Annotated in this window: 18 protein-coding genes and 4 pseudogenes; 10 read left to right on the top strand and 12 right to left on the bottom strand. The window is 65.5% G+C overall.

From position 1 onward, the window contains the following. Nucleotides 1–62: 62 nt before the first annotated feature. The 6 genes from lpxK to ACVWYI_RS35050 are packed head-to-tail and all read right to left on the bottom strand — an operon-like array spanning nucleotide 63 to nucleotide 5602. Nucleotides 63–1079: a tetraacyldisaccharide 4'-kinase gene (gene lpxK, locus ACVWYI_RS35025; RefSeq protein ID WP_247343585.1), complete on the bottom strand. Its 1017-nt coding sequence runs from the start codon at nucleotides 1077–1079 to the stop codon at nucleotides 63–65. Next, nucleotides 1072–2418, bottom strand: coding sequence for a 3-deoxy-D-manno-octulosonic acid transferase (locus ACVWYI_RS35030; RefSeq protein WP_247343587.1), 1347 nt, complete (start codon nucleotides 2416–2418; stop codon nucleotides 1072–1074). The genes lpxK and ACVWYI_RS35030 overlap by 8 nt, the downstream gene beginning before the upstream one ends. Then, nucleotides 2381–3094: a lysophospholipid acyltransferase family protein gene (locus ACVWYI_RS35035; protein WP_247343590.1), complete on the bottom strand. Its 714-nt coding sequence runs from the start codon at nucleotides 3092–3094 to the stop codon at nucleotides 2381–2383. The genes ACVWYI_RS35030 and ACVWYI_RS35035 overlap by 38 nt, the downstream gene beginning before the upstream one ends. Next, complete coding sequence (locus ACVWYI_RS35040) at nucleotides 3091–3333, bottom strand: DUF4170 domain-containing protein (RefSeq protein ID WP_247343592.1); 243 nt, start codon at nucleotides 3331–3333, stop codon at nucleotides 3091–3093. The genes ACVWYI_RS35035 and ACVWYI_RS35040 overlap by 4 nt, the downstream gene beginning before the upstream one ends. Before the next feature lie 60 nt (nucleotides 3334–3393). Continuing rightward, entirely contained in the window at nucleotides 3394–4212 is an 819-nt protein-coding gene (locus tag ACVWYI_RS35045; protein WP_247343595.1) for a 3'(2'),5'-bisphosphate nucleotidase CysQ, read from the bottom strand. Beyond that, on the bottom strand, nucleotides 4199–5602 hold the full coding sequence (locus ACVWYI_RS35050) for a TldD/PmbA family protein (protein WP_247442238.1): 1404 nt from the start codon (nucleotides 5600–5602) through the stop codon (nucleotides 4199–4201). The genes ACVWYI_RS35045 and ACVWYI_RS35050 overlap by 14 nt, the downstream gene beginning before the upstream one ends. Before the next feature lie 264 nt (nucleotides 5603–5866). Between ACVWYI_RS35050 and ACVWYI_RS35055 the strand changes: the two genes are divergently transcribed. After that, a complete protein-coding gene (locus ACVWYI_RS35055; RefSeq protein ID WP_247343600.1) occupies nucleotides 5867–6385 on the top strand; it encodes a DUF6101 family protein in 519 nt (172 codons plus the stop codon). Here the strand turns inward: ACVWYI_RS35055 and ubiA are convergent. Both ubiA and ACVWYI_RS35065 read right to left on the bottom strand, forming a co-directional pair. Further along, nucleotides 6382–7315 (bottom strand): annotated as a pseudogene (gene ubiA, locus ACVWYI_RS35060) (4-hydroxybenzoate octaprenyltransferase). The gene ACVWYI_RS35055 and the pseudogene ubiA sit on opposite strands and share 4 nt — an antisense overlap. Further along, the gene (locus tag ACVWYI_RS35065) at nucleotides 7312–7977 is read right to left on the bottom strand and encodes a hypothetical protein (RefSeq protein ID WP_247442234.1); all 666 of its coding nucleotides are present in this window, start codon (nucleotides 7975–7977) and stop codon (nucleotides 7312–7314) included. The pseudogene ubiA and the gene ACVWYI_RS35065 overlap by 4 nt, the downstream one beginning before the upstream one ends. A 210-nt stretch (nucleotides 7978–8187) precedes the next feature. Between ACVWYI_RS35065 and ACVWYI_RS35070 the strand changes: the two genes are divergently transcribed. From ACVWYI_RS35070 to ACVWYI_RS35095, 6 genes and pseudogenes are all read left to right on the top strand, one after another. Beyond that, nucleotides 8188–8958: a 16S rRNA (uracil(1498)-N(3))-methyltransferase gene (locus ACVWYI_RS35070; protein ID WP_247343610.1), complete on the top strand. Its 771-nt coding sequence runs from the start codon at nucleotides 8188–8190 to the stop codon at nucleotides 8956–8958. Between the two features lie 132 nt (nucleotides 8959–9090). Continuing rightward, on the top strand, nucleotides 9091–10242 hold the full coding sequence (locus tag ACVWYI_RS35075) for an ATP phosphoribosyltransferase regulatory subunit (RefSeq protein WP_456664336.1): 1152 nt from the start codon (nucleotides 9091–9093) through the stop codon (nucleotides 10240–10242). 3 nt (nucleotides 10243–10245) lie between these two features. Further along, complete coding sequence (gene hisG / locus ACVWYI_RS35080) at nucleotides 10246–11223, top strand: ATP phosphoribosyltransferase (protein ID WP_247343616.1); 978 nt, start codon at nucleotides 10246–10248, stop codon at nucleotides 11221–11223. Between the two features lie 87 nt (nucleotides 11224–11310). Beyond that, nucleotides 11311–12357: a glycosyltransferase family 2 protein gene (locus ACVWYI_RS35085; RefSeq protein ID WP_247343619.1), complete on the top strand. Its 1047-nt coding sequence runs from the start codon at nucleotides 11311–11313 to the stop codon at nucleotides 12355–12357. Next, a pseudogene (locus ACVWYI_RS35090) lies at nucleotides 12354–13200 on the top strand (ChbG/HpnK family deacetylase). Before ACVWYI_RS35085 ends, ACVWYI_RS35090 begins: the two are co-directional and overlap by 4 nt. Before the next feature lie 128 nt (nucleotides 13201–13328). After that, a complete protein-coding gene (locus ACVWYI_RS35095) occupies nucleotides 13329–14171 on the top strand; it encodes a DUF2076 domain-containing protein (protein WP_247343624.1) in 843 nt (280 codons plus the stop codon). Between the two features lie 100 nt (nucleotides 14172–14271). On the opposite strand, the gene ACVWYI_RS35100 is transcribed toward ACVWYI_RS35095, so the two are convergent. From ACVWYI_RS35100 to ACVWYI_RS35110, 3 genes and pseudogenes are all read right to left on the bottom strand, one after another. Continuing rightward, nucleotides 14272–14742 carry a group II intron maturase-specific domain-containing protein gene (locus tag ACVWYI_RS35100; RefSeq protein ID WP_247343680.1) on the bottom strand — a complete coding sequence of 157 codons (471 nt, stop codon included), beginning with the start codon at nucleotides 14740–14742 and terminating at the stop codon, nucleotides 14272–14274. 4 nt (nucleotides 14743–14746) lie between these two features. Continuing rightward, nucleotides 14747–15649 (bottom strand): annotated as a pseudogene (gene ltrA, locus ACVWYI_RS35105) (group II intron reverse transcriptase/maturase); the annotation flags it as partial. Nucleotides 15650–16120: 471 nt separating this feature from the next. Beyond that, nucleotides 16121–16921, bottom strand: a complete 801-nt coding sequence (locus ACVWYI_RS35110; RefSeq protein ID WP_247343628.1) for a L,D-transpeptidase — start codon at nucleotides 16919–16921, stop codon at nucleotides 16121–16123. 313 nt (nucleotides 16922–17234) lie between these two features. On the opposite strand from ACVWYI_RS35110, the gene ACVWYI_RS35115 reads away from it, so the two are divergent. Continuing rightward, complete coding sequence (locus ACVWYI_RS35115) at nucleotides 17235–18017, top strand: protein phosphatase CheZ (protein WP_247343631.1); 783 nt, start codon at nucleotides 17235–17237, stop codon at nucleotides 18015–18017. A gap of 160 nt (nucleotides 18018–18177) precedes the next feature. On the opposite strand, the pseudogene ACVWYI_RS35120 reads toward ACVWYI_RS35115, so the two are convergent. Beyond that, a pseudogene (locus tag ACVWYI_RS35120) lies at nucleotides 18178–18701 on the bottom strand (hypothetical protein). Nucleotides 18702–19032: 331 nt separating this feature from the next. Between ACVWYI_RS35120 and ACVWYI_RS35125 the strand changes: the two are divergent. After that, on the top strand, nucleotides 19033–19329 hold the full coding sequence (locus ACVWYI_RS35125) for a co-chaperone GroES (protein WP_247343636.1): 297 nt from the start codon (nucleotides 19033–19035) through the stop codon (nucleotides 19327–19329). 150 nt (nucleotides 19330–19479) lie between these two features. Beyond that, nucleotides 19480–21105 carry a chaperonin GroEL gene (groL, locus tag ACVWYI_RS35130; protein ID WP_247343639.1) on the top strand — a complete coding sequence of 542 codons (1626 nt, stop codon included), beginning with the start codon at nucleotides 19480–19482 and terminating at the stop codon, nucleotides 21103–21105. The last annotated feature ends 100 nt before the right edge of the window (nucleotides 21106–21205 follow it).

Here is a 21205-nt window from a genome sequence, read left to right on the forward strand (position 1 = left end):
GGGGCGCGTCTTCGCCTTCGCTCTTTGGGCTGTGGCGGAGTCGCTTTGCCCACCCTACAAAATCATCGTCTGCCGAACCGCCGCTCGCGCGCCTTGTAGAGATGATTGCTGATCAGCTGCCGGAGCGCGGCCGGATCATCGAACTCGAGCTGGACGGCGAAAGGCACGATGCCGTCGGGCACGCTTTCGCGGCCGTGCAGGCGTGCGAGATCCTTTTCCGTCGTCACCAGGATTTGCTGCTCGCGCTGTGCCTCCGCGGCGAGGGCTGCGATCTCATCGTTTGAAAACATGTGATGATCGGCGAAGGCGCGCGTGCGCGCGACCTCGATACCGCCAGCGCGTAACGTGCGGAAGAATCGTTCGGGATCGCCGATGCCGGCGAACGCAAACACCGGCTTGCCCAACAGTCTTGCGACCGACCCGGCATCCGGCTTCAGCCGCGCGCGCAGCTCCGGCTTGTTGCGCTTGGCCAGCTCGGCCGCGACATCGTTGGCGGCGCGGCCACCGCCGATCAGCACCAGCGCATCGGTGCGCGCGAGCTGCGCCTTCAGCGGTGCGCGCAGGGGCCCGGCCGGAAATACCTTGCCGTTGCCGAGGCCGCGTTCGCTGTCGATCACGATCAGCGAGGTGTCCTTCAAAACACGCGGGTTCTGGAAACCGTCGTCCATCAGGATCACGGTGGCGCCTTGCGACTTCGCCAGCACGACGCCGTCAAGGCGATCGCGCGCGACTGCAACAGGGACGTCGCGCGCCATCATCAGCGGCTCGTCGCCGATGTCGGAAGCGGTGTGACGCATCCGGTCGACCATCACCGGGCCCGTCAGGCGTCCGCCATAGCCGCGGCTGAGCACTACCGGCGTCTCGCCGAGCTCGCGCAAGAGCTTCGTCAGCGCCAGCACGGTCGGCGTCTTGCCGGCGCCGCCGACATGGTAGTTGCCGACGCAGATTACGGGGATGCCGGCGTCCACGCCCTCGCGCAGCATCCGCCGTTCGGTGATCGCGCCGTAGAGCACGCCCAGCGGCGATAATACGCGCGACTCGAGGGAACGTGGCCGGTACCAGAAGGCCGGCTCACGCATTGGCGGCTCCCATCTCGATCCGCAACTGCAACAGATAGGGCTCGAGCGCGGTCATGGTGCGGTTGAGCGCGCCGCCGAGATCCTCGACTACGCCGGCGCCCGACCGATGCATCTTGTCGCGCACGGTGGGATCGGCGAGCAACTGCCCGAGTTGCTTGATCAGCAATTCCTGCGTCTCGGCCTGGCGCGCGCCGCCGCTGCGGTCGAGCGCCTCGTAGACATCGGCGAAATTGAAGACGTGCGGACCGTGGACGATGGCCGCGCCGAGCTTGATCGCCTCGATCGGATTCTGGCCGCCATGACGGATCAGCGATCCGCCCATGAACACGATCGGCGAGAGGCGGTAGAACAGACCGAGTTCGCCCATGGTGTCGGCGACATAAACGTCGGTAGTCGCAGTCGGCAGCTCGTCGCGCGAGCGCAGGGCCGGCTTCAGGCCAGACGCCGTGATCAGGCCCGCGATCGAGGAGCCGCGATCCGGATGGCGCGGCACGATCACGGTCAAAAGCTGCGGGAAGAAACCGGCGAGGCTGCGATGGGCCGCCACCAGCATCTCCTCCTCGCCCGGATGGGTCGAGGCGGCGACGATGATCGGACGCCCGCGCGTCATCGCCATCAGCCGTTCGAGCTTGGCGAGATCGGCCGGCGGCGCGGGAACGTCGAGCTTGAGATTGCCCGTGGTGAGCACGTCGCGGCCGCCGAGCGTCGAAAAGCGCTCGGCATCGGTCTTGGACTGCGCCAGACAAATGTCGAACCGCGACAGCAGCGCCGAGATGGTGCCGTGCATGCGGCGCCAGCGCGGGAAGGAACGCGGCGACATCCGCCCGTTGATCAGCACCATCGGCACGCGTCGCGCAGCGCCCGCCAGGATCAGGTTCGGCCACAAATCGGATTCGATGAACAGCGCCAGCGACGGCTTCCAATGGTCGAGGAAGCGCGCGACATAACGCGGGGAATCATACGGCACGTATTGATGGATGACGTCCGGCGGAAAGCGTTTTGCCACCACCGCGGCCGAGGTGACGGTGCCGGAGGTGAGCAGAATGCGCAAATTGAGATCGCGCAAGCGCTCGATCAGCGCGGCAGCGGCCAGGACCTCGCCGACGCTGGCGCCGTGAATCCAGACCAGCGGGCCGTGCGGCCGCACGTCCCGGGACAGGCCCCGCCGCTCGCCGACGCGCGCGGGATCTTCCTTGCCCTGTTTCAGGCGCCGCTTGATCAGCGCAGGCGCGAGCGGCACCAGGCCGCGAGCCAGCCGCCGATACATCCGCAGCGTCATCGGCAGCGAGCCGGGCAGCGATTTAGGCATCTGCAGGTCCCGGGCGGCCGAGTTGCGCATAGGCGCGCCGGGTCGCCTCGTTCAAGGTCTCTTCCAGCTCGAGCCGCAGCGCTTCCATGGTGGCGGCGTCCGCATCCGGCGGAACGTGGATTTCCTTGATGCCGACCAATGCGCCCCGCCCGAACGGCAGGTTGATGGTGGTGCGGTCCCAGTTCTCGAGCCGGACGAAGCGGCTGGTCGCCATCGCAAAAGGCATGATCGGCCGCCCCGATTCCCGTGCGAGCATGATGATGCCGAGCCCGGCCACGCGCGAGCGTTTGGGGACATCGGCGGTCAGCGCGACATTACAACCGTCCTGGAGCGTCCGCACCATTTCCTTGAAGGCGCCGACCCCACCCTTGCGGTGAAACGCGCCGCCATGATCGCCGGACCCGCGGATGGTGCCGATGCCGAGCCGCTCGGCGGCGATCGCGTTGAACTCGCCGTCGCGGTGACGGGAGATCAGGACCCTGGCCTTGTACCAGTCCTTGTTCTTGATGAAGGGGGTGAGGAAATGCTGGCCGTGCCAGAACGCGAAGATCGCCGGGATCTGCGGCTCGACGCGGTCATAGACGTCAGGCGGATCGAACGTGAATGTGTTGGTCCGCCAGACCAGACGCAGATATTCGGCCGCCAGGATTCCCACGGCACGCTGAACGAAGCTGCTCCGTAGCGCATTGCGAAGCAGCTTTTTCAACGCGCCGGTTCTTGATTCGGGTCGAGCAGCCGATGGAGATGGACGATGAAATAGCGCATCTGCGCGTTGTCGACCGTGCTCTGCGCCTTGGCCCGCCAGGCGGCGTGGGCCGTCGCATAGTTCGGATAGAGGCCGACGACCTCGACCTCGTCGAGGTTCTTGAAGGTGTTGTGCTCGAGATCGACGAGCTCGCCGCCGACGACGAGGTGGAGCAGTTGTTGCGGGGCACTATCTGGCATCGGTTCTGTTCCTAACGGGCTGCCCGGCAAAGCAGTGTTCGACAAGCACGAGAAAGCGCTTCACGGCAAGGGGCGGTTTCGAAAATGCGCGACAATGTTCGCATGACGATCGCGACCCGCTGCCACCAGCACCCCGTGCGTGACTTCCCGGCGGTTATAGAGGATGGGATCTCCGAAGAGGTCGCTCATCCTACCATCCGCTTCCTGCACGATCAAATCGGCCGCCGCAAGGTCCCAATCATGACTGTTGCCGCCCGCAAAAGCCGCATCCAGCGCGCCATGGGCGACCCGGCAGAGCCGCAGCGCGAGCGAACCGATTCGCGGATGCAGCTTGATCTCGCCCAGTGACGGCTTCAGGCGCTCGACCAAGGGCTTCGGGCCCGCGACACGCGAGAAGTCGAGATCGGATCCGGACGTCGCCCGCACGGCCTTGCCGTTGAGCGTCGTGCCCTGCCCGCGCGCCGCGAAGAAGAACTCGTCGCTGGTCGGCGCGAACACCGCACCCAGCACCGGCAAGGCATCCTCGACCAGCGCGACGCTGACGCACCATTCGTCATGGCCGTTGAGGTAGTTGCGGGTGCCGTCGATGGGATCGACGATCCAGGTCAGCCGCCGCGACAGCCGCACCTCGTCGTCGGCGCTCTCCTCCGACAGCCAGCCATAGTCGGGCGTCGCTGCGCGCAGGCGCGCTTCCAGGAGATCGTTGACGGCAATGTCGGCCTCCGAGACCGGCGAGGACGCGCCCTTGGTCCACTTCTTCAGCTCGGTGCGGAACATCGACCGCGCGAGTGCGCCCGCCTCTCGCACCGTGTCTCTCAGCAGCGCGGCGTCGCGCGTCAGGACGGTTTCGCTTGTTGAGTTCGCGTCAGCGTCCGCCAAGCGTCAAACTTTCGATGCGCACCGTCGGCGCATTGACGCCGTAGCGGAACTCGAGATTGTTCGCCGGCTGCATCGACTTGAAGATCTCGAACAGATGGCCGGCGATCGTCACCTCGCTAACGGCATAGGTGAGCTCGCCGTTCTCGATCCAGAAGCCGGAGGCGCCGCGGCTGTAATCGCCGGTGACGCCGTTGACGCCCGAGCCGATCAAATCGGTGACGTAGAAGCCCTGCTTGATATCGGCGATCAGCTCGGCCGGCGTCGGCGTGCCGGGTTCGAGATGCAGATTGTACGGCCCGGGTGACGGCGAGGAGGACACGCCGCGATGGGCGTGGCCGGTGGTGGTGAGGCCGAGCTCGCGCGCGGTGGCGCAGTCGAGCAGCCAAGTCGTCAGCACGCCTTCGTCGATCAGCGCGATCTTCTTCACCGCAACGCCTTCGGCGTCAAACGTCTGCGAGCGCAGGCCGCGTTTGCGCAGGGGGTCGTCGATGATGCGGATGTTCCTGGCGAACAGCTGCTGGCCGAGCTTGTCCTTCAGAAAGCTGGTCTTGCGCGCGATCGAAGCGCCATTGATGGCACCGACGACGTGACCGACCAGCGAGCCCGAGACGCGCGGATCGAACACCACAGGCACCTTGCAGGTCTCGACCTTGCGCGGATTGGCGCGGGCCACGGTGCGCTCGCCCGCGGAACGGCCGATGATCTCCGGTGACAAGAGGTCCGCACCATGCGGCGCCGAGGTGAAATCGTAGTCGCGCTCCATGCCGGTGCCTTCGCCGACGATGGCGGTGGCGGAGATGCCCTGGCTGGAACGCAGATAAGAGCCGTGGAAGCCGGTGCTGGTGACGAGCACCATGCCGCCCATGCCGGCGGAGGCCGAGGCGCCGCCGGATTTGGCCACGCCCTTCACGCTGAGCGCCGCGGCTTCGGCTTCGAGCGCGCGGCGCTCCAGCTCCGAGGTTGCGGGTACGTCGGGGTCGAGCAGATCGAGATCGGGGAAGTCGCGCGCGAGCAGCGCGGGATCGGCAAGACCGACATATTTATCGTCTGGCGCAACGCGCGCCATCGCAACGGCGCGTTCGGCAAGCGTGGTCACGGCATCGCCGCTGGCGTCGTTGGTCGAGACCACCGCCTGGCGCCGGCCGACCAGCACGCGCAGGCCGACATCGTCGCCCTCGGACCGCTCGGATTCCTCGACGCGGCCGTCGCGCACCTCGACGCCTTGCGAGACGCCACGTACCGCGACCGCATCGGCCGCATCTGCGCCGGCGCGTTTGGCAGCCTCCACCAGCCGCTGCGCGAGATCGGAGAGCGCAGACTGGTCAAACAGGTCGCGGCCGGATGTGGACGAATCCTTGGGCGAAAGCGTCGAGCTTGGTGAAGGGTTCACAAACGAAATCCTGTTGGGGTGGGGTTCGGGACCGGAACCCACAGATGTGCCCTGATAGCGCGGACTTCAAGCATTTTCAGCCCGCCGAAAGTTCAGATTCGCACAGTTGGCGCAACGTCTCGTCAATCATGCGCGCCAAGGTCTTGTCAATCATGCTCGGCGGTGAGGTTGGATTAACCAGCCTTTTTAAGCGGTTTCGGAAACGCCCGCGCTAAGGTCCTCACATCGACCGGGAACATAATCCTGGCGGGGAGAACTAAAGCCGTGAGGCGTCAAACAGCAACAAGCGGGACCGCTCCCGCCGGGTCGAGCCGCTCCCTGCGGCTCGACCCCCTTTCCCTTCCGGTCCGCTTCGATGCGCATGATCCGCGCGCCGACGGATATGTCCGGCAGATCGAGCTTCATCGCGAACGCGTCGTGCTGCGCCGTGCCGTCCGCGGCATGCGGATGGCAATCAACGTCCGCGTCAGCGACTTCACCGGCGTCGCGCTACGCGGCAATGACGAGGCGCAGTCCCTCGTCCTCGTGCACCGCGATCCCTCGCTCTCCGTTCCGCTGCTGGTCAGCGCCGATGGCGACGAGCTCAGCGAAGCATGGGCGATCTGGAGCGAGCTGTTCGCGCTTCCGCAGCTCGACGAAGGCGCACGCAAGCCGTCACCGCGCCGTCGCCGCGCCAACGCGATCCGCGACCGCCGTCCGAAATTCTTGATGCGCCGGCGCACCGGTGTCGCACGGGAGTTGTCGGTGCATCGCGATGAGCGCGAGATTATCGCGCGGACTTAAGCCGCCCGCATCACCGCGTCGGCCAGCAAACCCGCAAACAGCAGAAGTCCCGCGTCGCGGTTCGAATAGAACAGGCGCTTGCAGAGTTCGCCGTCGCTGATATCCAGCCGCGCGATCTGCCACGACAGATGCATGGCGAAGGCCATCAGTCCGAGCCACGCCGGCCAGCGCGCATCGCCTGACGCCAGTGCCACGCCGATCAGCATCACCGCAAGGCCGTAGAACAAGATCAGCGCCTGGTGCGTATGGGCGCCGAACAGACGCGCGGTGGACTTGATGCCGATCAGCGCATCGTCCTCGGCGTCCTGGTGCGCGTAGATCGTGTCGTAGCCGATCACCCAGGGAAATCGCGCCGGCATAGAGCACGAGCGCGGTGACGTCGATGCGTCCGAAGGTGACGGCAAATCCCATCAGGGCGCCCCAGGAGAAGGCGAGCCCGAGCACGGTCTGCGGCCACCAGGTGATGCGCTTCATGAACGGGTAGATCGCGACGATCAGCAGCGAGGCAACGCCGGTCAGGATCGCGAAGCGGTTGAACTGCAGCAACACCACGAGCCCGATCAGCGCCTGCGCGACCATGAAGGCCAGCGCCTGTTTCGCGCTCACCTGGCCCGACGGCAGCGGCCGCGAGCGGGTGCGCTCGACCTTGTCGTCGAGATCGCGGTCGGTAATGTCGTTCCAGGTACAGCCGGCGCCCCGCATCACGAAGGCGCCGACGAAGAACAGGACGATGGTGAGCGGCAGGCGGCCGACGTCATGCGCCATGCCGGCGGCGAGCGCCGCCGACCACCAGCACGGCATCAACAGAAGCCAGGAGCCGATCGGACGATCGAAGCGGGACAAGCGCAGATAAGGCCGCGCCCATTGCGGCGCGCGCGTATCGACCCAGTTGCCGGTGGAATCGGCAACGCGGGCGGATGTATCGTTCATCGGGTGAGGACGTTGCCGTTGAGTGTGTCGAAGGTGCTGCCGCCCTTCTTGCCGGCATTGGCCTCGGGCGCCGAGGCCGACGAGCCCAGCACTTCGCTCAATGACGGGCCGGCCGGACCGCGCGGCTGGTTCTGCATCTGCTGCGCGACGTTGCAGACCTTCGCCTGCATGGCCTCAGTGTTCTTGTGGCCATCCTTCATCTGCCCGCCGACCTGCGGCGGGATCCCGCATTTGGCGGCGTTGGCCTCGATGTATTTGACCATCTTGGATTCGGCCTGGCTGAAGTTGCGGATCAGCTTGCAGGCCTCGTCCGGCGGCGCGTGACGGTCGCTTGCGACCTTGATCAGCTTGCCGCGCTTTTCGGCTTCCTCACGCAGAGGCATGAACGCCTTCATGCAATCCTCGGCGGGACCACCTTGTGTCGGCGGAGCCGCGCTGAAAGCGCCGGTGCCGCCACCGACGGGCGCAGCGCCGTTCACGGGGAAGGACGATTGCGGCGCGCCGCCGACGGAGGCGACGGGCGCGGAGCCATTCACGGGCGGGAACGCGGAACTGGTTGGGGCCTGACCGGGCAACGGCGCCGGGAAACCCTGCGCATAGGCACAAGCGGCACCCATCGTGACCATGGCGGCAGTGATTGGAACCATCAAATGACGGATCATCAAGGCAGTCTCTCCGGCAGGAGCTTGCGGGATTCGGCGTCTTCCCAATTGAAGCGCAACCAGCGCGCTCGCGATTTTACGATTCCCGCCGGCCCTTAACAACCCGCCGAATAGGGCAAGAGCGCGGCGCGCCGACGCACCAATTTGGCAATATTTACCCCGAAAGTACTGCTTTCGGTTAAGAACCGCCACAAATTGGACCTTTGAACGATGCCCTCCCACGATTTCCGCGGCCCCCGCCTATTCGTCGACGCCCCCCTTGCCCAGGACGGCAGGGTCGAGCTCGACCGAGATCAGGCCAATTATCTCGGCAATGTGCTGCGGCTTGCCGCCGGGGCCGAGGTCTTGGCGTTCAACGGCCGCGACGGCGAGTGGCAGGCCGCCATTGAAGGCCGCAAGCGACCGGACGGCCTCGTCATCCTCCAGCAGACCCGGCCCCAGGACCGGCTGCCCGACCTCACTTACGTCTTCGCCCCGCTCAAGCATGCCCGGCTCGACTACATGGTGCAGAAGGCCATCGAGATGGGCGCCGCCACGCTTCAGCCGGTCCTGACCCGGTTCACCCAGGCCTCCCGGGTCAATACCGAACGGATGCGCGCCAATGTCGTCGAGGCAGCCGAGCAATGCGGCATCCTCAGCATCGCCACTGTCGCCGAGCCGGCGCCGCTGGAGCGCTTCCTCAGCCAGCGCGCCGCCGGCAGGCTGCTGATCTTCTGCGACGAGGCGGCGGAGCTCGAAAACCCCATTCAGAGCCTGCAAGGCGCACGCGAGGCGGGACACGACCAAGGAAGAGTTGGCATCGACGTGCTGATCGGCCCCGAGGGCGGCTTTGCCGAAGAAGAGCGGGCGCTGCTGCTGCGGCAGCCGAAAATCCTGCGGCTGGCGCTGGGACCCCGGATCATGCGGGCCGACACGGCCGCGGTGGCGGCGCTGGCGCTGGTGCAGGCGGTGCTGGGCGATTGGGGCGGTGGGACTGCCTGATCCCGGCATTGGCCGACCGTTAAGCGATTGATCCTTTGGAGGTCGAAACCGCTTTCGGGCCATGCTAAGGCCTGCCGCAATTCGCTTCCCTTGCTTGCCCTGCCCGGTTCCACCGGAACGATGGACCCCGAGATGACCGCGACTGCCACCTCAAATGTTGCCGGCTCCGCCGCCTGGGCGGACACGCTGCTGTTGTCATTCGCACAGGCCGGCTATGTCAGGGCCGAGCCCGCGATCCTGCAGCCGGCCGAACCGTTCCTGGACCTCTCCGGCGAAGACATCCGCAAAAGCCTGTACCTGACCACGGACCTGTCCGGTGAGGAGCTCTGCCTGCGCCCGGACCTGACCATTCCGGTGGCGCGCGATTACCTCGCCTCCAGCTGCGCCGGCCAGCCGGCCGGGTTCAGCTATCTCGGTCCGGTGTTCCGCTACCGCAGCGGCCAGGCCAGTGAATTCCTGCAGGCGGGCATCGAATCGTTCGGCCGCCAGGACCGTGCCGCCGCCGATGCCGAGATGCTGGCGTTGGCGCTGGAGGCAACCGCGGCCTTCGGCGTCCGCGACGTCGAGATCCGCACCGGCGACGTGGCGCTGTTCAACGCGCTGCTCGACGCGCTCGATCTCTATCCGGTCTGGCGCCGCCGCCTGGTCAAGGATTTCAACCGCAAGATCAGCCTGGAGCAGGATCTGGAGCGGCTGGCGGCCGCAACCCCTGCGACCCGCAGCGAATATGAGGGCGTGCTGGCAGCCCTGGCCGGCTCCGACCGCAAGGCCGCGCTGGCCTTCGTCACCGATCTGATGTCGATCGCCGGCACCACCAATGTCGGCGGCCGCACCACGGCCGAGATCGCCGACCGCTTCCTGGAGCAGTCGACGCTGAAGGGCGGCGCGCTGCCGCGCGAGGCCATCGCCGTGCTCAAGCGCTTCCTCGGAATCACCGGTAATCCCGACGACGCTGTCGCCGAACTGCGCGCGCTCACCACTGACGCGAAGCTGGACCTCGCTGCCGCTATCGACCAGTTCGAAAGCCGGGTCGGCTTCATGGCGGCGCGCGGTATCGACGTGAAGCAGACCCGCTTCTCGACTGCGTTCGGACGCGGTCTCGACTATTACACCGGCTTCGAATTCGAGCTGCATCACCGCGGCAACGGCGCCGAGCCGCTGGTTGCCGGCGGCCGCTACGACGGGCTCATGACCCAACTCGGTTCAATCGAGCCGATCCCTGCGGTCGGCTTCTCGGTCTGGGTGGACGCGCTGACCAGGATCGGCCGCAAGGTGGGAGCTTAAGTCATGAGCGCGCCATTCGTTCTGGCCGTTCCCTCCAAGGGCCGCCTTCAGGAAAACACCGAAGCCTTCTTCGCCCGTGCAGGGCTCAAGCTGTCGAAGGCCGGCGGCGCACGCGATTATCGCGGCACGATTGCGGGCCTCGACCATGTCGAGGTCGCCTACCTCTCGGCGAGTGAGATCGCCTCACAATTGTCCCGCGGCGTGGCGCATCTCGGCGTTACCGGGGAAGATCTGGTGCGCGAGAACATTGCGGACGCCGACGAGCGCGTCGCACTGATCGAGGGGCTCGGCTTCGGTTATGCCGACGTCGTCGTGGCGGTGCCGCAGGCGTGGATCGATGTCCGCACCATGGCCGACCTCGACGACGTCACCACCGGCTTTCGTGAGCAGCATCACATGCGGATGCGGGTCGCGACCAAGTTCATCAATCTCACCCGCACCTACTTCCAGAGCCAGGGCATCACGGATTACCGCATCGTCGAAAGCACCGGCGCGACCGAGGGCGCGCCCGCGGCCGGCAGCGCCGAGCTGATCGTCGACATCACCACGACCGGCGCGACACTGGCCGCGAACGGGCTCAGGGTGCTCGACGACGGCATCATCCTGCGCAGCCAGGCCAATCTGGTGGCGTCGAAAGATGCCGACTGGTCACCGCAGGCGCGGGAGACCGCGCGCGTCATCCTGGATCACATCGCGGCGCGGGCGCGGGCCAACAAATACCGCGAGGTCCGCACCCGCTTCCGGCAGTGCGACGCCGCCATGCTCACCGAGGCCCACGAGCGCTTCGGCGTCGAAGCCCCTTTCGGCGGGCCGACCTCGTCAGGCATGCTCACGCTGCACTGCCCGCCGGGCCAACTCTATGCACTCGCGAGCTTCCTGCGCGCGCATGGCGCCGAGACCGTCTCGGTGGTTTCGCTGGATTACGTGTTCGACCGGGAGAACCCGCTGTTCGCCAAGCTCGAGGCATTCCTGCGGCAGTGAGCCTCAGGTCCGTTCAGCGTAGCGACAGCAAACGGCAGCTACCATATGCTGTTGAGATGACCTTGAACGCCTCTGGAACCTTGATCGATGACGCTGGGCTCTGACGTTTCCGGCATGACGACCACCGCGGCGAGCGCCGCCGCGAAGGGACTGTCGATTGTCGTCCCCCTCTACAACGAGGCGGCCGGCCTCGCCGCCTTGCACCAGCGCATCTGCGAACTCGCCAAGACCCTGCGGCAACGCTATCGGCTCGGCTGCGAAATCGTCTATGTCGACGACGGCAGCGCGGATGCGACGCTGGCGATCGCCCACTCGCTGCCTGCCGACGCGGTCGACGTCCAGGTGGTCTCGCTGTCGCGCAATTTCGGCAAGGAGGCGGCGCTGATGGCCGGCCTCGACCATGCCCGCCTCGGCGCGGTGCTGTTCATGGATGGCGACGGCCAGCATCCGCCGGCGCTGGTCGAGCAGCTGGTGCGGCACTGGATCGAGGACGGCTATGACGTTGTCTATACCGCCAAGGCGCATCGCGACAACGAGCCCTTCCTGCGGCGGCTCGCCGGGCGCGGCTTCTACGCGCTGATCAATTGGGGTGCCCGCCAAAAGATCCCGGAGGACGCCGGGGACTTCCGCTTGCTGTCGCCGCGGGCGGTCGCGGCTCTCAGGCAGCTGCCGGAACGCAACCGCTTCTTCAAGGGTCTCGCGAGCTGGATCGGCTTCCGCCAGATCCGCGTCGATTACGAGCCCGCGCCGCGCACCCATGGCGTGACGACCTTCAGCGCCGCGCACCTGCTGGGTCTTTCGATCGAAGGGGTGACCTCGTTCTCGGTGGCGCCGCTGCGCTTTGCCAGCCTGCTCGGCGTGATCCTCGCCGGCGGCGCCTTCCTGTTCGGCATCTCGATCCTTTGGGAGGTCTTGACCACCGGCAAGCAGGTGCCCGGCTATCCCTCGCTCGTGATCGGCCTGATGACAATCGGCGGCGTGCAGCTCATCATGATCGGCATCGTCGGCGAATATATCGGCAAGATCCTGTCCGAGCTGAAGGCGCGCCCGATCTACTTCGTTGCCGAGCACAGCGAAAAGCATTTCGAGACCGACAAGGCCGACGACGCCTCGAAGAGGACGGCGGCCGAATGAGCGCGGCCGCGAGTCCGCGGCGGATCTGGCTCTGCGCCGACGATTACGGCATCAGCCCGGGCGTCAATCGCGCCATCCGCGACCTGATCGAGCGCGGCCGTCTCAACGCCACGTCGGTGATGATGGTGGGACCTGCGATCGAACGCAGCGAGATCGAGGCGCTCCAGGCCGCGGCGAAGGCGAGCCCACGCTGCGCGATCGGATTGCACGTGACATTGTCCGCGCCGTTCCGGCCGCTCACCATGCATTTCCGCCCGCTCGACGGCGACATGTTTCTGCCGTTTCCAAAGCTGCTGCGCGCGGGCCTTGCGCGAAGGCTCGACCGTGAATTCTTTCGCAACGAGGTCAAGGCGCAGCTGGCAGCCTTCGCGAAAAGCGTTCGGGCGCGCGCCTGACTTCGTCGACGGCCATCAGCATGTGCAGCTCTATCCGCAGGTGCGCGACGGCTTTGTCGACGCGGTCGCCGAAGCCGCGCCAAAAGCCTGGGTGCGCCAGGGCGGCCGGGACCTGCCGCTTATGCAGCGGCTGGCTTCACCAAAAGCCATGGTGCTCGATATCCTCAGCGCGCAATTCCGCCGCCGCGCCGGCAGTGCGGGCCTCAGCTTCAATCCCGGCTTCGCCGGCGCCTATGATTTCACGCAGGCGGCCGATTTCGGTGCATTGATGCGGCAATTTCTCGAAGGCCTGCCCGATGGCGGCCTCATCATGTGTCATCCCGGCTTCGTCGACGAAGTCCTTACCGGCCTCGACCCGATGACGGATGTCCGCGAGCGCGAACACGGTTATCTCGCCAGTGAAGCCTTTGCGCGCCTGCTAACGGACAGCGGCGTCACGCTGGGATGAAATCGGCGAAAAGGCCGACCCCGCGAGGCAGCTTGTCGCATACCGAAATTTAATCCGGCCGGCACTGTTGGGGCCACAATGGAACCCTACATCTGCCTCGTGCTTGTTTTGCGCGAGGGAGACTGACCATGACGCCGCAGGAACGCCAGCTCGTCGACGAGCTTTTTGACCGGCTTTCGAAACTGGAAAACGCACCGCGCGACCCCGACGCGATCGCCGCAATCTCCGACGGCCTGCGCAAGGCCCCCGGCGCCATCTATGCGCTGGTGCAGACCGTGCTGTTGCAGGACGAAGCCCTGAAGCGGGCCCATGCCCGCATCCAGGAACTGGAGGCGGGGCAGGCGCCCGAGCAGGCGCAGTCCGGCGGCTTCCTGGATACCATGCGCGACACGCTGTTCGGCGGGGGCCCGTCGCGCGGCTCGGTTCCGAACGTGCCGCAGCGCGACTCGCGCCCTGTCTGGAACAGCGGCCAGGCGACGCAGCCGGGTCAACCGGGATATGGCCAGCCGCCTTATGGGCAGGCTTCTGGCCAAGGTCCAGGTCAACAAGGTCCGGGTCAAGGTCAGGGCTATGGTGCCCCACCAGTCGGCGGTGGCGGCGGCTCGTTTCTCGGCACGGCGGCGGCAGCCGCAGCCGGCGTCGTCGGCGGCTCGCTGCTGCTCTCCAGCATTCGCGGCATGATGGGCGGATCGCACCAGCAGGCCTTCGGCGACACCAATGTCACGGGCGACCGCAGCCCCTGGAGCGGTAGCGACCAGTCCGGCGGCTCGCTCGCGCGCGACGCCGGTCTCAACGACATCGGCTCGGGCAATCGCGAGGATTCGCGTCAAAACTTCGCAGATCAGGCGTCGAATAACGATCACAACGACAACGATCAGAATAACGATCAGAATTACGACGACGACAATGTGGACGTTGCCGACGACAGCGACTTTGGCGACGGAGACGACGGCGGCAGCGATTACGCCTGACACTGTTCTGCCCGGCCTCAATCGGGATAGGGGGACGCCTCGCGGCGTCGCCCCTCCCACACCACCGTACGTACGGGTCCGTATACGGCGGTTCGGTGGATTATGCGGGTCTCGGAGCCGCGATGGAAGCCAGGCCGAGTGACCTGAAGAAGACAGTTTGCAAGGCAATGTTAAGCGCAGGGCTCGCCGCCAACCGCCAAGGGCCATGTGGGCTGCCGGCAGTTTGAGCCGCCAGATCCCGGCCGACACCACGGCGCCGCAGTTCGGCAAAGCGAGTGCGACCACGCTTCCACTGCTTCCAGGCGATGGCGCGCAACCGCCGCCTGATCCACTGATCGAGTGCGCTCAACACCGACGGGGTTTGGCAGAAGCCGAAGTATCCGCGCCAGCCGACAAGGTAAGTGGACAGCTCCTTGGCGATCTGTTCGAGGCTTCGTCCGCACGTGCGTCGCGTCAGCTCCCGGACTCTCGCTTTGAAGCGGGGTAATCGCCTGCGGTGCGATACGCCGCCGCGGCTCCTTCCCGCCTGTGAAGCTGAAGCCCAGGAACTTGCGGACGCTCGGCTTGGCAACCGCGCTCTTGGCCTTGTTGACCTTCAGCTTGAGGCGCTTTTCGAGGAACTTCTCGATGCCGGCCATCACCCGCTCGCCGGCCTTTCGACTGCGCACATAGATGTTGCAGTCATCGGCGTAGCGCACGAAGCGGTGGCCGCGCTTCTCCAGCTCCTTGTCCAGCACATCCAGCATCAGGTTCGACAACAGCGGCGAGAGCGGGCCGCCTTGCGGCGTACCTTCCTCCGTCGCGCTGACCAGTCCCCCTTCCAGCACGCCCGCGGTCAGAAAGCCGCGGATCAGCTTCAGGAGGCGCTTGTCAGCAACCCGCTTGGCAACCAGCCCCATCAGGATGTCGTGGTTGACCCGGTCGAAGAACTTCTCCAGGTCGATGTCCACGACAAAGCCGTGCCCGGACGCGATGTACGCCTGCGCCTGTTCCACAGCCTGATGCGCCGAGTGCTTCGGCCGGAAGCCGAAGCTCGTTCCGGAGAACGTTCCGTCCCAATCCGCCTGCAGCACCTGCAGTACCGCCTGTTGGATGAAGCGATCGAGCACCGTGGGGATGCCGAGCGGCCGAGTGCCGCCCGATGCCTTCGGTATCTCGACGCGTCGTACCGGTTGCGGCTTGTAGGTGCCCTCCAGCAACTGGGCTCGGATCGTGGGCCAGTGCTCCTTCAGGTAGGTCGGCAGCTCATCAACGGACATGCCGTCGATGCCTGCCGCACCTTTATTGCGCTTCACTCGCGCCAACGCTTCCTTCAGATTCTCACGCTCGACCACTGCTTCCATCAACGGCCCTGCGACCGCCGGGCGTTCGAGACTGGCTTTCGCCGCACGTGCTTCGGCCTCTTGGGCGGCGGCCTTCGGGGCTTCACCCCTCGCTCCGGTGCCCAAGTTCAGTTCGATCTGTTTCTTCTGCCGCATGGCTCGCACGAGATTACCGCTCTACTGGCCTCTTCCACCGTTCAGGCCTTCGGCAGCGCGCCGCCGCCTACTATGCCCTCGGCTGACTTCTGCACTGCGGTCAGGCCGCCTTGCGACGGCCTCAGTCCCGTTGCCGGGACACAGCACAGACCTCCCGAGGTAAGACCGACCGCCTTCACCGCACCCCCGCCGGATTTACCACCCCGGTCCTTGATGACTGCGGACTTCGCGATCAGTTGCTCGCTCGTCCGGCCGGGTAGGCCTCGTTATCCGGTGCTTGTCCATCGGGCCGCGGCTTTGCTCCACGCTGTCTTCAGACCCCACCTCACGATGACGCCCTTGCGCTTCGCTAATCCTTCGCCGCCATCAGGCTGGATAGAGGACTTCCACCTCCAAGCTGTCGTTCATACTCGGCACACAACAGAAACGGCCGCCCACGAGGCGGCCGTTTTAGTTTCGAGCGCGATGCGCCTACATCACCACGACCCGGGTGCCGACATTGACGCGGCCGTAGAGGTCGATGACGTCCTCGTTGCGCATGCGGATGCAGCCGGAAGAGACGTTGGTGCCGATGGTCCAGGGCTCGTTGGAGCCGTGGATACGGTAGAGCGTGGAGCCGAGATACATCGCGCGGGCGCCGAGTGGATTTTCCGGGCCGCCTTCCATGTGCCTGGGCAGGTCGGGGCGACGAGCGATCATTTCCGCCGGCGGCGTCCAGGCCGGCCATTCGCGCTTGGCCGTGATCGACTTCACACCGGACCAGGTGAAGCCGGGACGTCCGACGCCAATGCCGTAGCGCATGGCCTTGCCGTTGCCCTCGACGAGATAGAGGAACTTGTTCGGCGTATCGACCACCAGGGTGCCGACACTTTCGTTGCCGCTATAGTCAACAAGTTGCTTCTCGAATCTCGGATCGAACTGACGCTGCCGCGGGTCGACTGCCTCCGGCTGCACGCCTGCGCCTTGCATCTGCGGCTCGCCCATCGGCGGCAGGCGGCGCTGGTCGTAATAGCCCGGCTGCTGCTGATACATCGGCTGCTGCGGAGCATAGGCCGGACCGCGGCCGGGCCCGTCACCGAACATGAACTCGATGAAGCCGCCGCCCATGTTCGCGTTGGAGGCGACGCGCACCGGCGCCGGCGGCACCTGCGGCTGGTAAAATACCGCCGGCGGATCGTTCGGCACGCTATTATCGAAGGCGCTGGCGCTGTTGGCGCCGGCCATGAAGGTGCAAGCGCTGCCGAGCAGCGCGACAGACATTTTTTTGAACATCGACGTACTCTGTACTGTTTCGTCTAGTTACATTCGCCGTCGAACGCATCTGGCTGATCCGCGCCCTCGACGTGGTCAATAAAGAGCAAAAGCCGTTTCGTTTGGTAAACGGAGCCGGCGTTTCGATTCACCACGTCGCGAGCGGCGGGGCAATTTGGCGATCAGCGTTTATTTTCGGTGAACGGCGCGCACGGATGGTTAATTGCAGGTTTTCACGCCGTCGCACGCGACCGCACGACAGTTCCGGCTGTGAACTTCGTGTTAAATCGCTTCTGCCTAAAACGACGCGTGAGTGAGGTGGGGGGAGTTCTTGATGGCTATTCACCGCAAACGTTTTCGTGTCGAAGAGGCTGTTGTCGGCGAGATGCCAAGCCCCGAAATGATTGAGGAGGCTCCGCCGATGCATAGCGAGATCATGTCCGAGTTGCGTGCGATCCGTGCACAGATGGCGAAGGGCACTCCGCCCTTGTCCGGCAGCGCGGCCATGGCGGCGATCGACGCCTCCACCGCTCACGAGCTCTCCGAAGCTCGTACCATGCTCGATACTTACCGGGCGCAGATCGAGCAGTGCGAGAAGCTGAAGGTCGAGCTCGACCTCATCCACGACGCCATCGACCGTACCAAACGCGAGATCGCGACGCTGCACGGCAAGAGCTTCGACGGCGGCGAAATGGCCAAGGTCAATGGCGAGCTCGGCGCGGTCGTCGGCGGCACCGAACAGGCGACCCAGCAGATCCTCGAAGCCGCCGAGTCGATCGACCAAGCGGCCAGCGCGATGTCCAAGGTGCAATCGGCCGATCAGCAGAAGCGGCTCGCCGACGATATCCAGGAACGCGTCATCTCGATCTTCGAAGCCTGTAACTTCCAGGACCTGACCGGCCAGCGCATCAGCAAGGTCATGAGCACGATGAAGTTCATCGAGCAGCACATCAACTCCATGATGGAGATCTGGGGCGGCGTCGACGCGATCAAGTCCCACGTGCCCGCGCCGGCCGCCGACACCCGCAGCGAGGACGAAAAACTCCTCAACGGCCCGAAGCTCGCCGGCGATGTCGGCCACGCCTCGCAGGACGACATCGACGCGCTGTTCGACTGAGCAGACGCGACACTCTGAAAAACAAAACGCCGGCGCAAGCCGGCGTTTTTTTCGTCATTGCGAGCGAAGCGAAGCGATCCAGACTGTGTCCGCGGAAGGAGCCTGGATTGCTTCGTCGCTTCGCTCCTCGCAATGACGAGTGGCTAGGCCGGCGCCCCGATCACGCCCTTGGCGCGCAGCGGACGTAGACCATGTTGCCGTAGCGGGTGGCGGGGCATCCTTGTCGATGAAGCGGGTGATGAGGACGCGGCCGTCGAAGGAGACGATCTCGCGGTCCTGCTCGCCCGGTGTCGGACCCGCCGGCCCGATATAGTTCTTGCCGCTGGGCGAGCCCTTCAGCCGCAGCTCCTGCGGCGTCGCCTGGTCGGCGAGATGCATGATGACGCCGCCGGAGGAGCCGGCGGTGATCACGTAAGGATTTTTGCACTGGGCCCGGGCGGCAGCCTCGGTGCGGGCGCGGTCGGCCGGGTTCTGGAACGAGGCGAGACCCCAGCGGCCGACGATCTCGTCGGCGCGGATCGACGCCGGCATTTCCGGGCCGGCCCCGGGCTCGGCCTCAGGCGGCGGTGAGGACGACGAGAACGACGGCAGGCTCATGCCGCCGCCGCAGGCGCCAAGCAGCAGCGCCAGGCAAGAGGCGGCCGCCAGATTGGCAACCGTGCGTGCGTGAGCTGAACTGATCATGACATTCCCCCGAGCAAACTGCCCCCCAAACAAGACGTCGACCGCATCCCGCCTGCAGCCAAGCGCAAAACCGCTGTCGGAGCAATGACGTCCTTTATACGCCAGCGCGACCAATAGGTTTCTGTAGACACAATCCTATATCCGCCTCACCAATCGCTTAACCACCTTTGCTTGACAGGATCGCGGCCAAGCCATATTTCCGGGCGCACTATTAGCACTCGGAAAGCCCGATTGCTAAGCGCACCGTCCGATCCTCGGCAAGAGGGTGGACGGGAAGCGCCGCCCCATCCACTTCCGCTACATCCGAAGCGAGCCTCCAAAGGGAAACGTCATGGCTAAATCCAAATTTCGTCCGCTGCATGACCGTGTCGTGGTCAAACGTATCGACGCCGAGGAAAAGACCAAGGGCGGCATCATCATTCCGGACAGCGCCAAGGAAAAGCCGTCCCAGGGCGAAATCGTCGCCGTCGGCCCCGGCGGCCGCGACGAGGCCGGCAAGCTGACCCCGATCGACCTCAAGGTCGGCGACCTCGTGCTGTTCGGCAAGTGGTCGGGCACCGAGGTCAAGATCGACAACGAAGATCTCCTGATCATGAAGGAATCGGACATCATGGGCGTCATGGCCTAAGGCCATCAGCCTGAACAGCCGCTGAATGTCATGCCCGGGTCCCTGAGATCCGGGCATCCATCATTCCGCCGGGTTCGATTCCGGACTCCGGACTCCGGACTTGCGACGCCGAGCGGCAGACACATCACGAAACAAGAGGGATTACAGACCATGGCTGCCAAAGACGTCAAGTTTTCCGGAGACGCGCGCGATCGCATGCTGCGCGGCGTCGACATTCTCGCCAACGCCGTCAAGGTGACGCTCGGCCCGAAGGGCCGCAACGTCCTCATCGAGAAGTCGTTCGGCGCGCCCCGCATCACCAAGGACGGCGTCACCGTCGCCAAGGAGATCGAGCTCGAGGACAAGTTCGAGAACATGGGCGCCCAGATGGTCCGTGAGGTTGCCTCCAAGACCAACGATCTCGCCGGTGACGGCACCACCACCGCGACCGTGCTGGCCCAGGCCATCGTGCGCGAAGGCGCCAAGTCGGTTGCTGCCGGCATGAACCCGATGGATCTCAAGCGCGGCATCGACATCGCGGTTGCCGCTGTCGTCAAGGACATCCAGAAGCGCGCCAAGCCGGTCGCAGCCTCCTCCGAGGTCGCCCAGGTCGGCACCATCTCGTCCAATGGCGACACCGCCATCGGCAAGATGATCGCCCAGGCGATGCAGAAGGTCGGCAACGAGGGTGTCATCACCGTCGAGGAAAACAAGTCGATCGAGACCGAAGTCGAGATCGTCGAGGGCATGAAGTTCGACCGCGGCTATCTGTCGCCCTACTTCGTCACCAACCCCGAGAAAATGACCGCCGAGCTCGAGGACGCCTACATCCTCCTGCACGAGAAGAAGCTGTCCGGCCTGCAGGCCATGCTGCCGGTGCTGGAAGCTGTGATGCAGTCGGGCAAGCCGCTCGTCATCATCGCCGAGGACGTCGAGGGCGAGGCGCTGGCCACCCTGGTCGTCAACCGCCTCCGTGGCGGCCTGAAGGTCGCCGCCGTCAAGGCGCCGGGCTTCGGTGATCGCCGCAAGGCCATGCTGGAGGACCTCGCGATCCTCACCGGCGGTCAGCTCATCTCCGAAGACCTCGGCATCAAGCTCGAGAACGTCACGGTGAAGATGCTGGGTCGGGCAGGCAAGGTGGTGATCGACAAGGAGAACACCACCATCGTCAAGGGCGGCGGCAAGAAGCCCGAGATCGAGGCCCGCGTCGGCCAGATCAAGGCCCAGATCGAGGAGACCACCTCGGACTACGACCGTGAGAAGCTCCAGGAGCGCCTCGCCAAGCTCGCCGGCGGCGTCGCGGTGATCCGCGTCGGCGGCGCCACCGAGATCGAGGTCAAGGAGAAGAAGGACCGCGTCGAGGACGCGCTCAACGCCACCCGCGCCGCGGTGCAGGAAGGCATCGTCCCCGGCGGCGGCGTCGCGCTGCTCCGTGCCAAGAAAGCCGTCGGCCGTCTCACCAACGCCAATGCGGACGTGCAGGCCGGCATCAACATCGTGTTGAAGGCGCTGGAAGCTCCGCTTCGCCAGATCGCCGAGAACGCGGGCGTGGAAGGCTCGATCGTCGTCGGCAAGATCCTGGAGAACAAGTCCGAGACCTTCGGCTTCGACGCCCAGAACGAGGACTATGTCGACATGGTCGACAAGGGCATCATCGATCCCGCCAAGGTGGTCCGCACCGCGCTCCAGGACGCCGCCTCGATCGCCGGCCTGCTGGTGACCACCGAGGCCATGGTCGCCGAGTCACCGAAGAAGGAAGCGCCCGCCATGCCGGGCGGCGGCATGGGCGGCTTCTAAGGCCGATCCTCGCCTGACAGTGTTGCGAAGGCCGCCTCCGGGCGGCCTTCTTTTTTGCCGATCATGGCCTGTGCTTTCCAATTCAACCGGCGCCCAAAAC

The sequence above is a fragment of the Bradyrhizobium sp. LB13.1 genome (assembly GCF_054056815.1).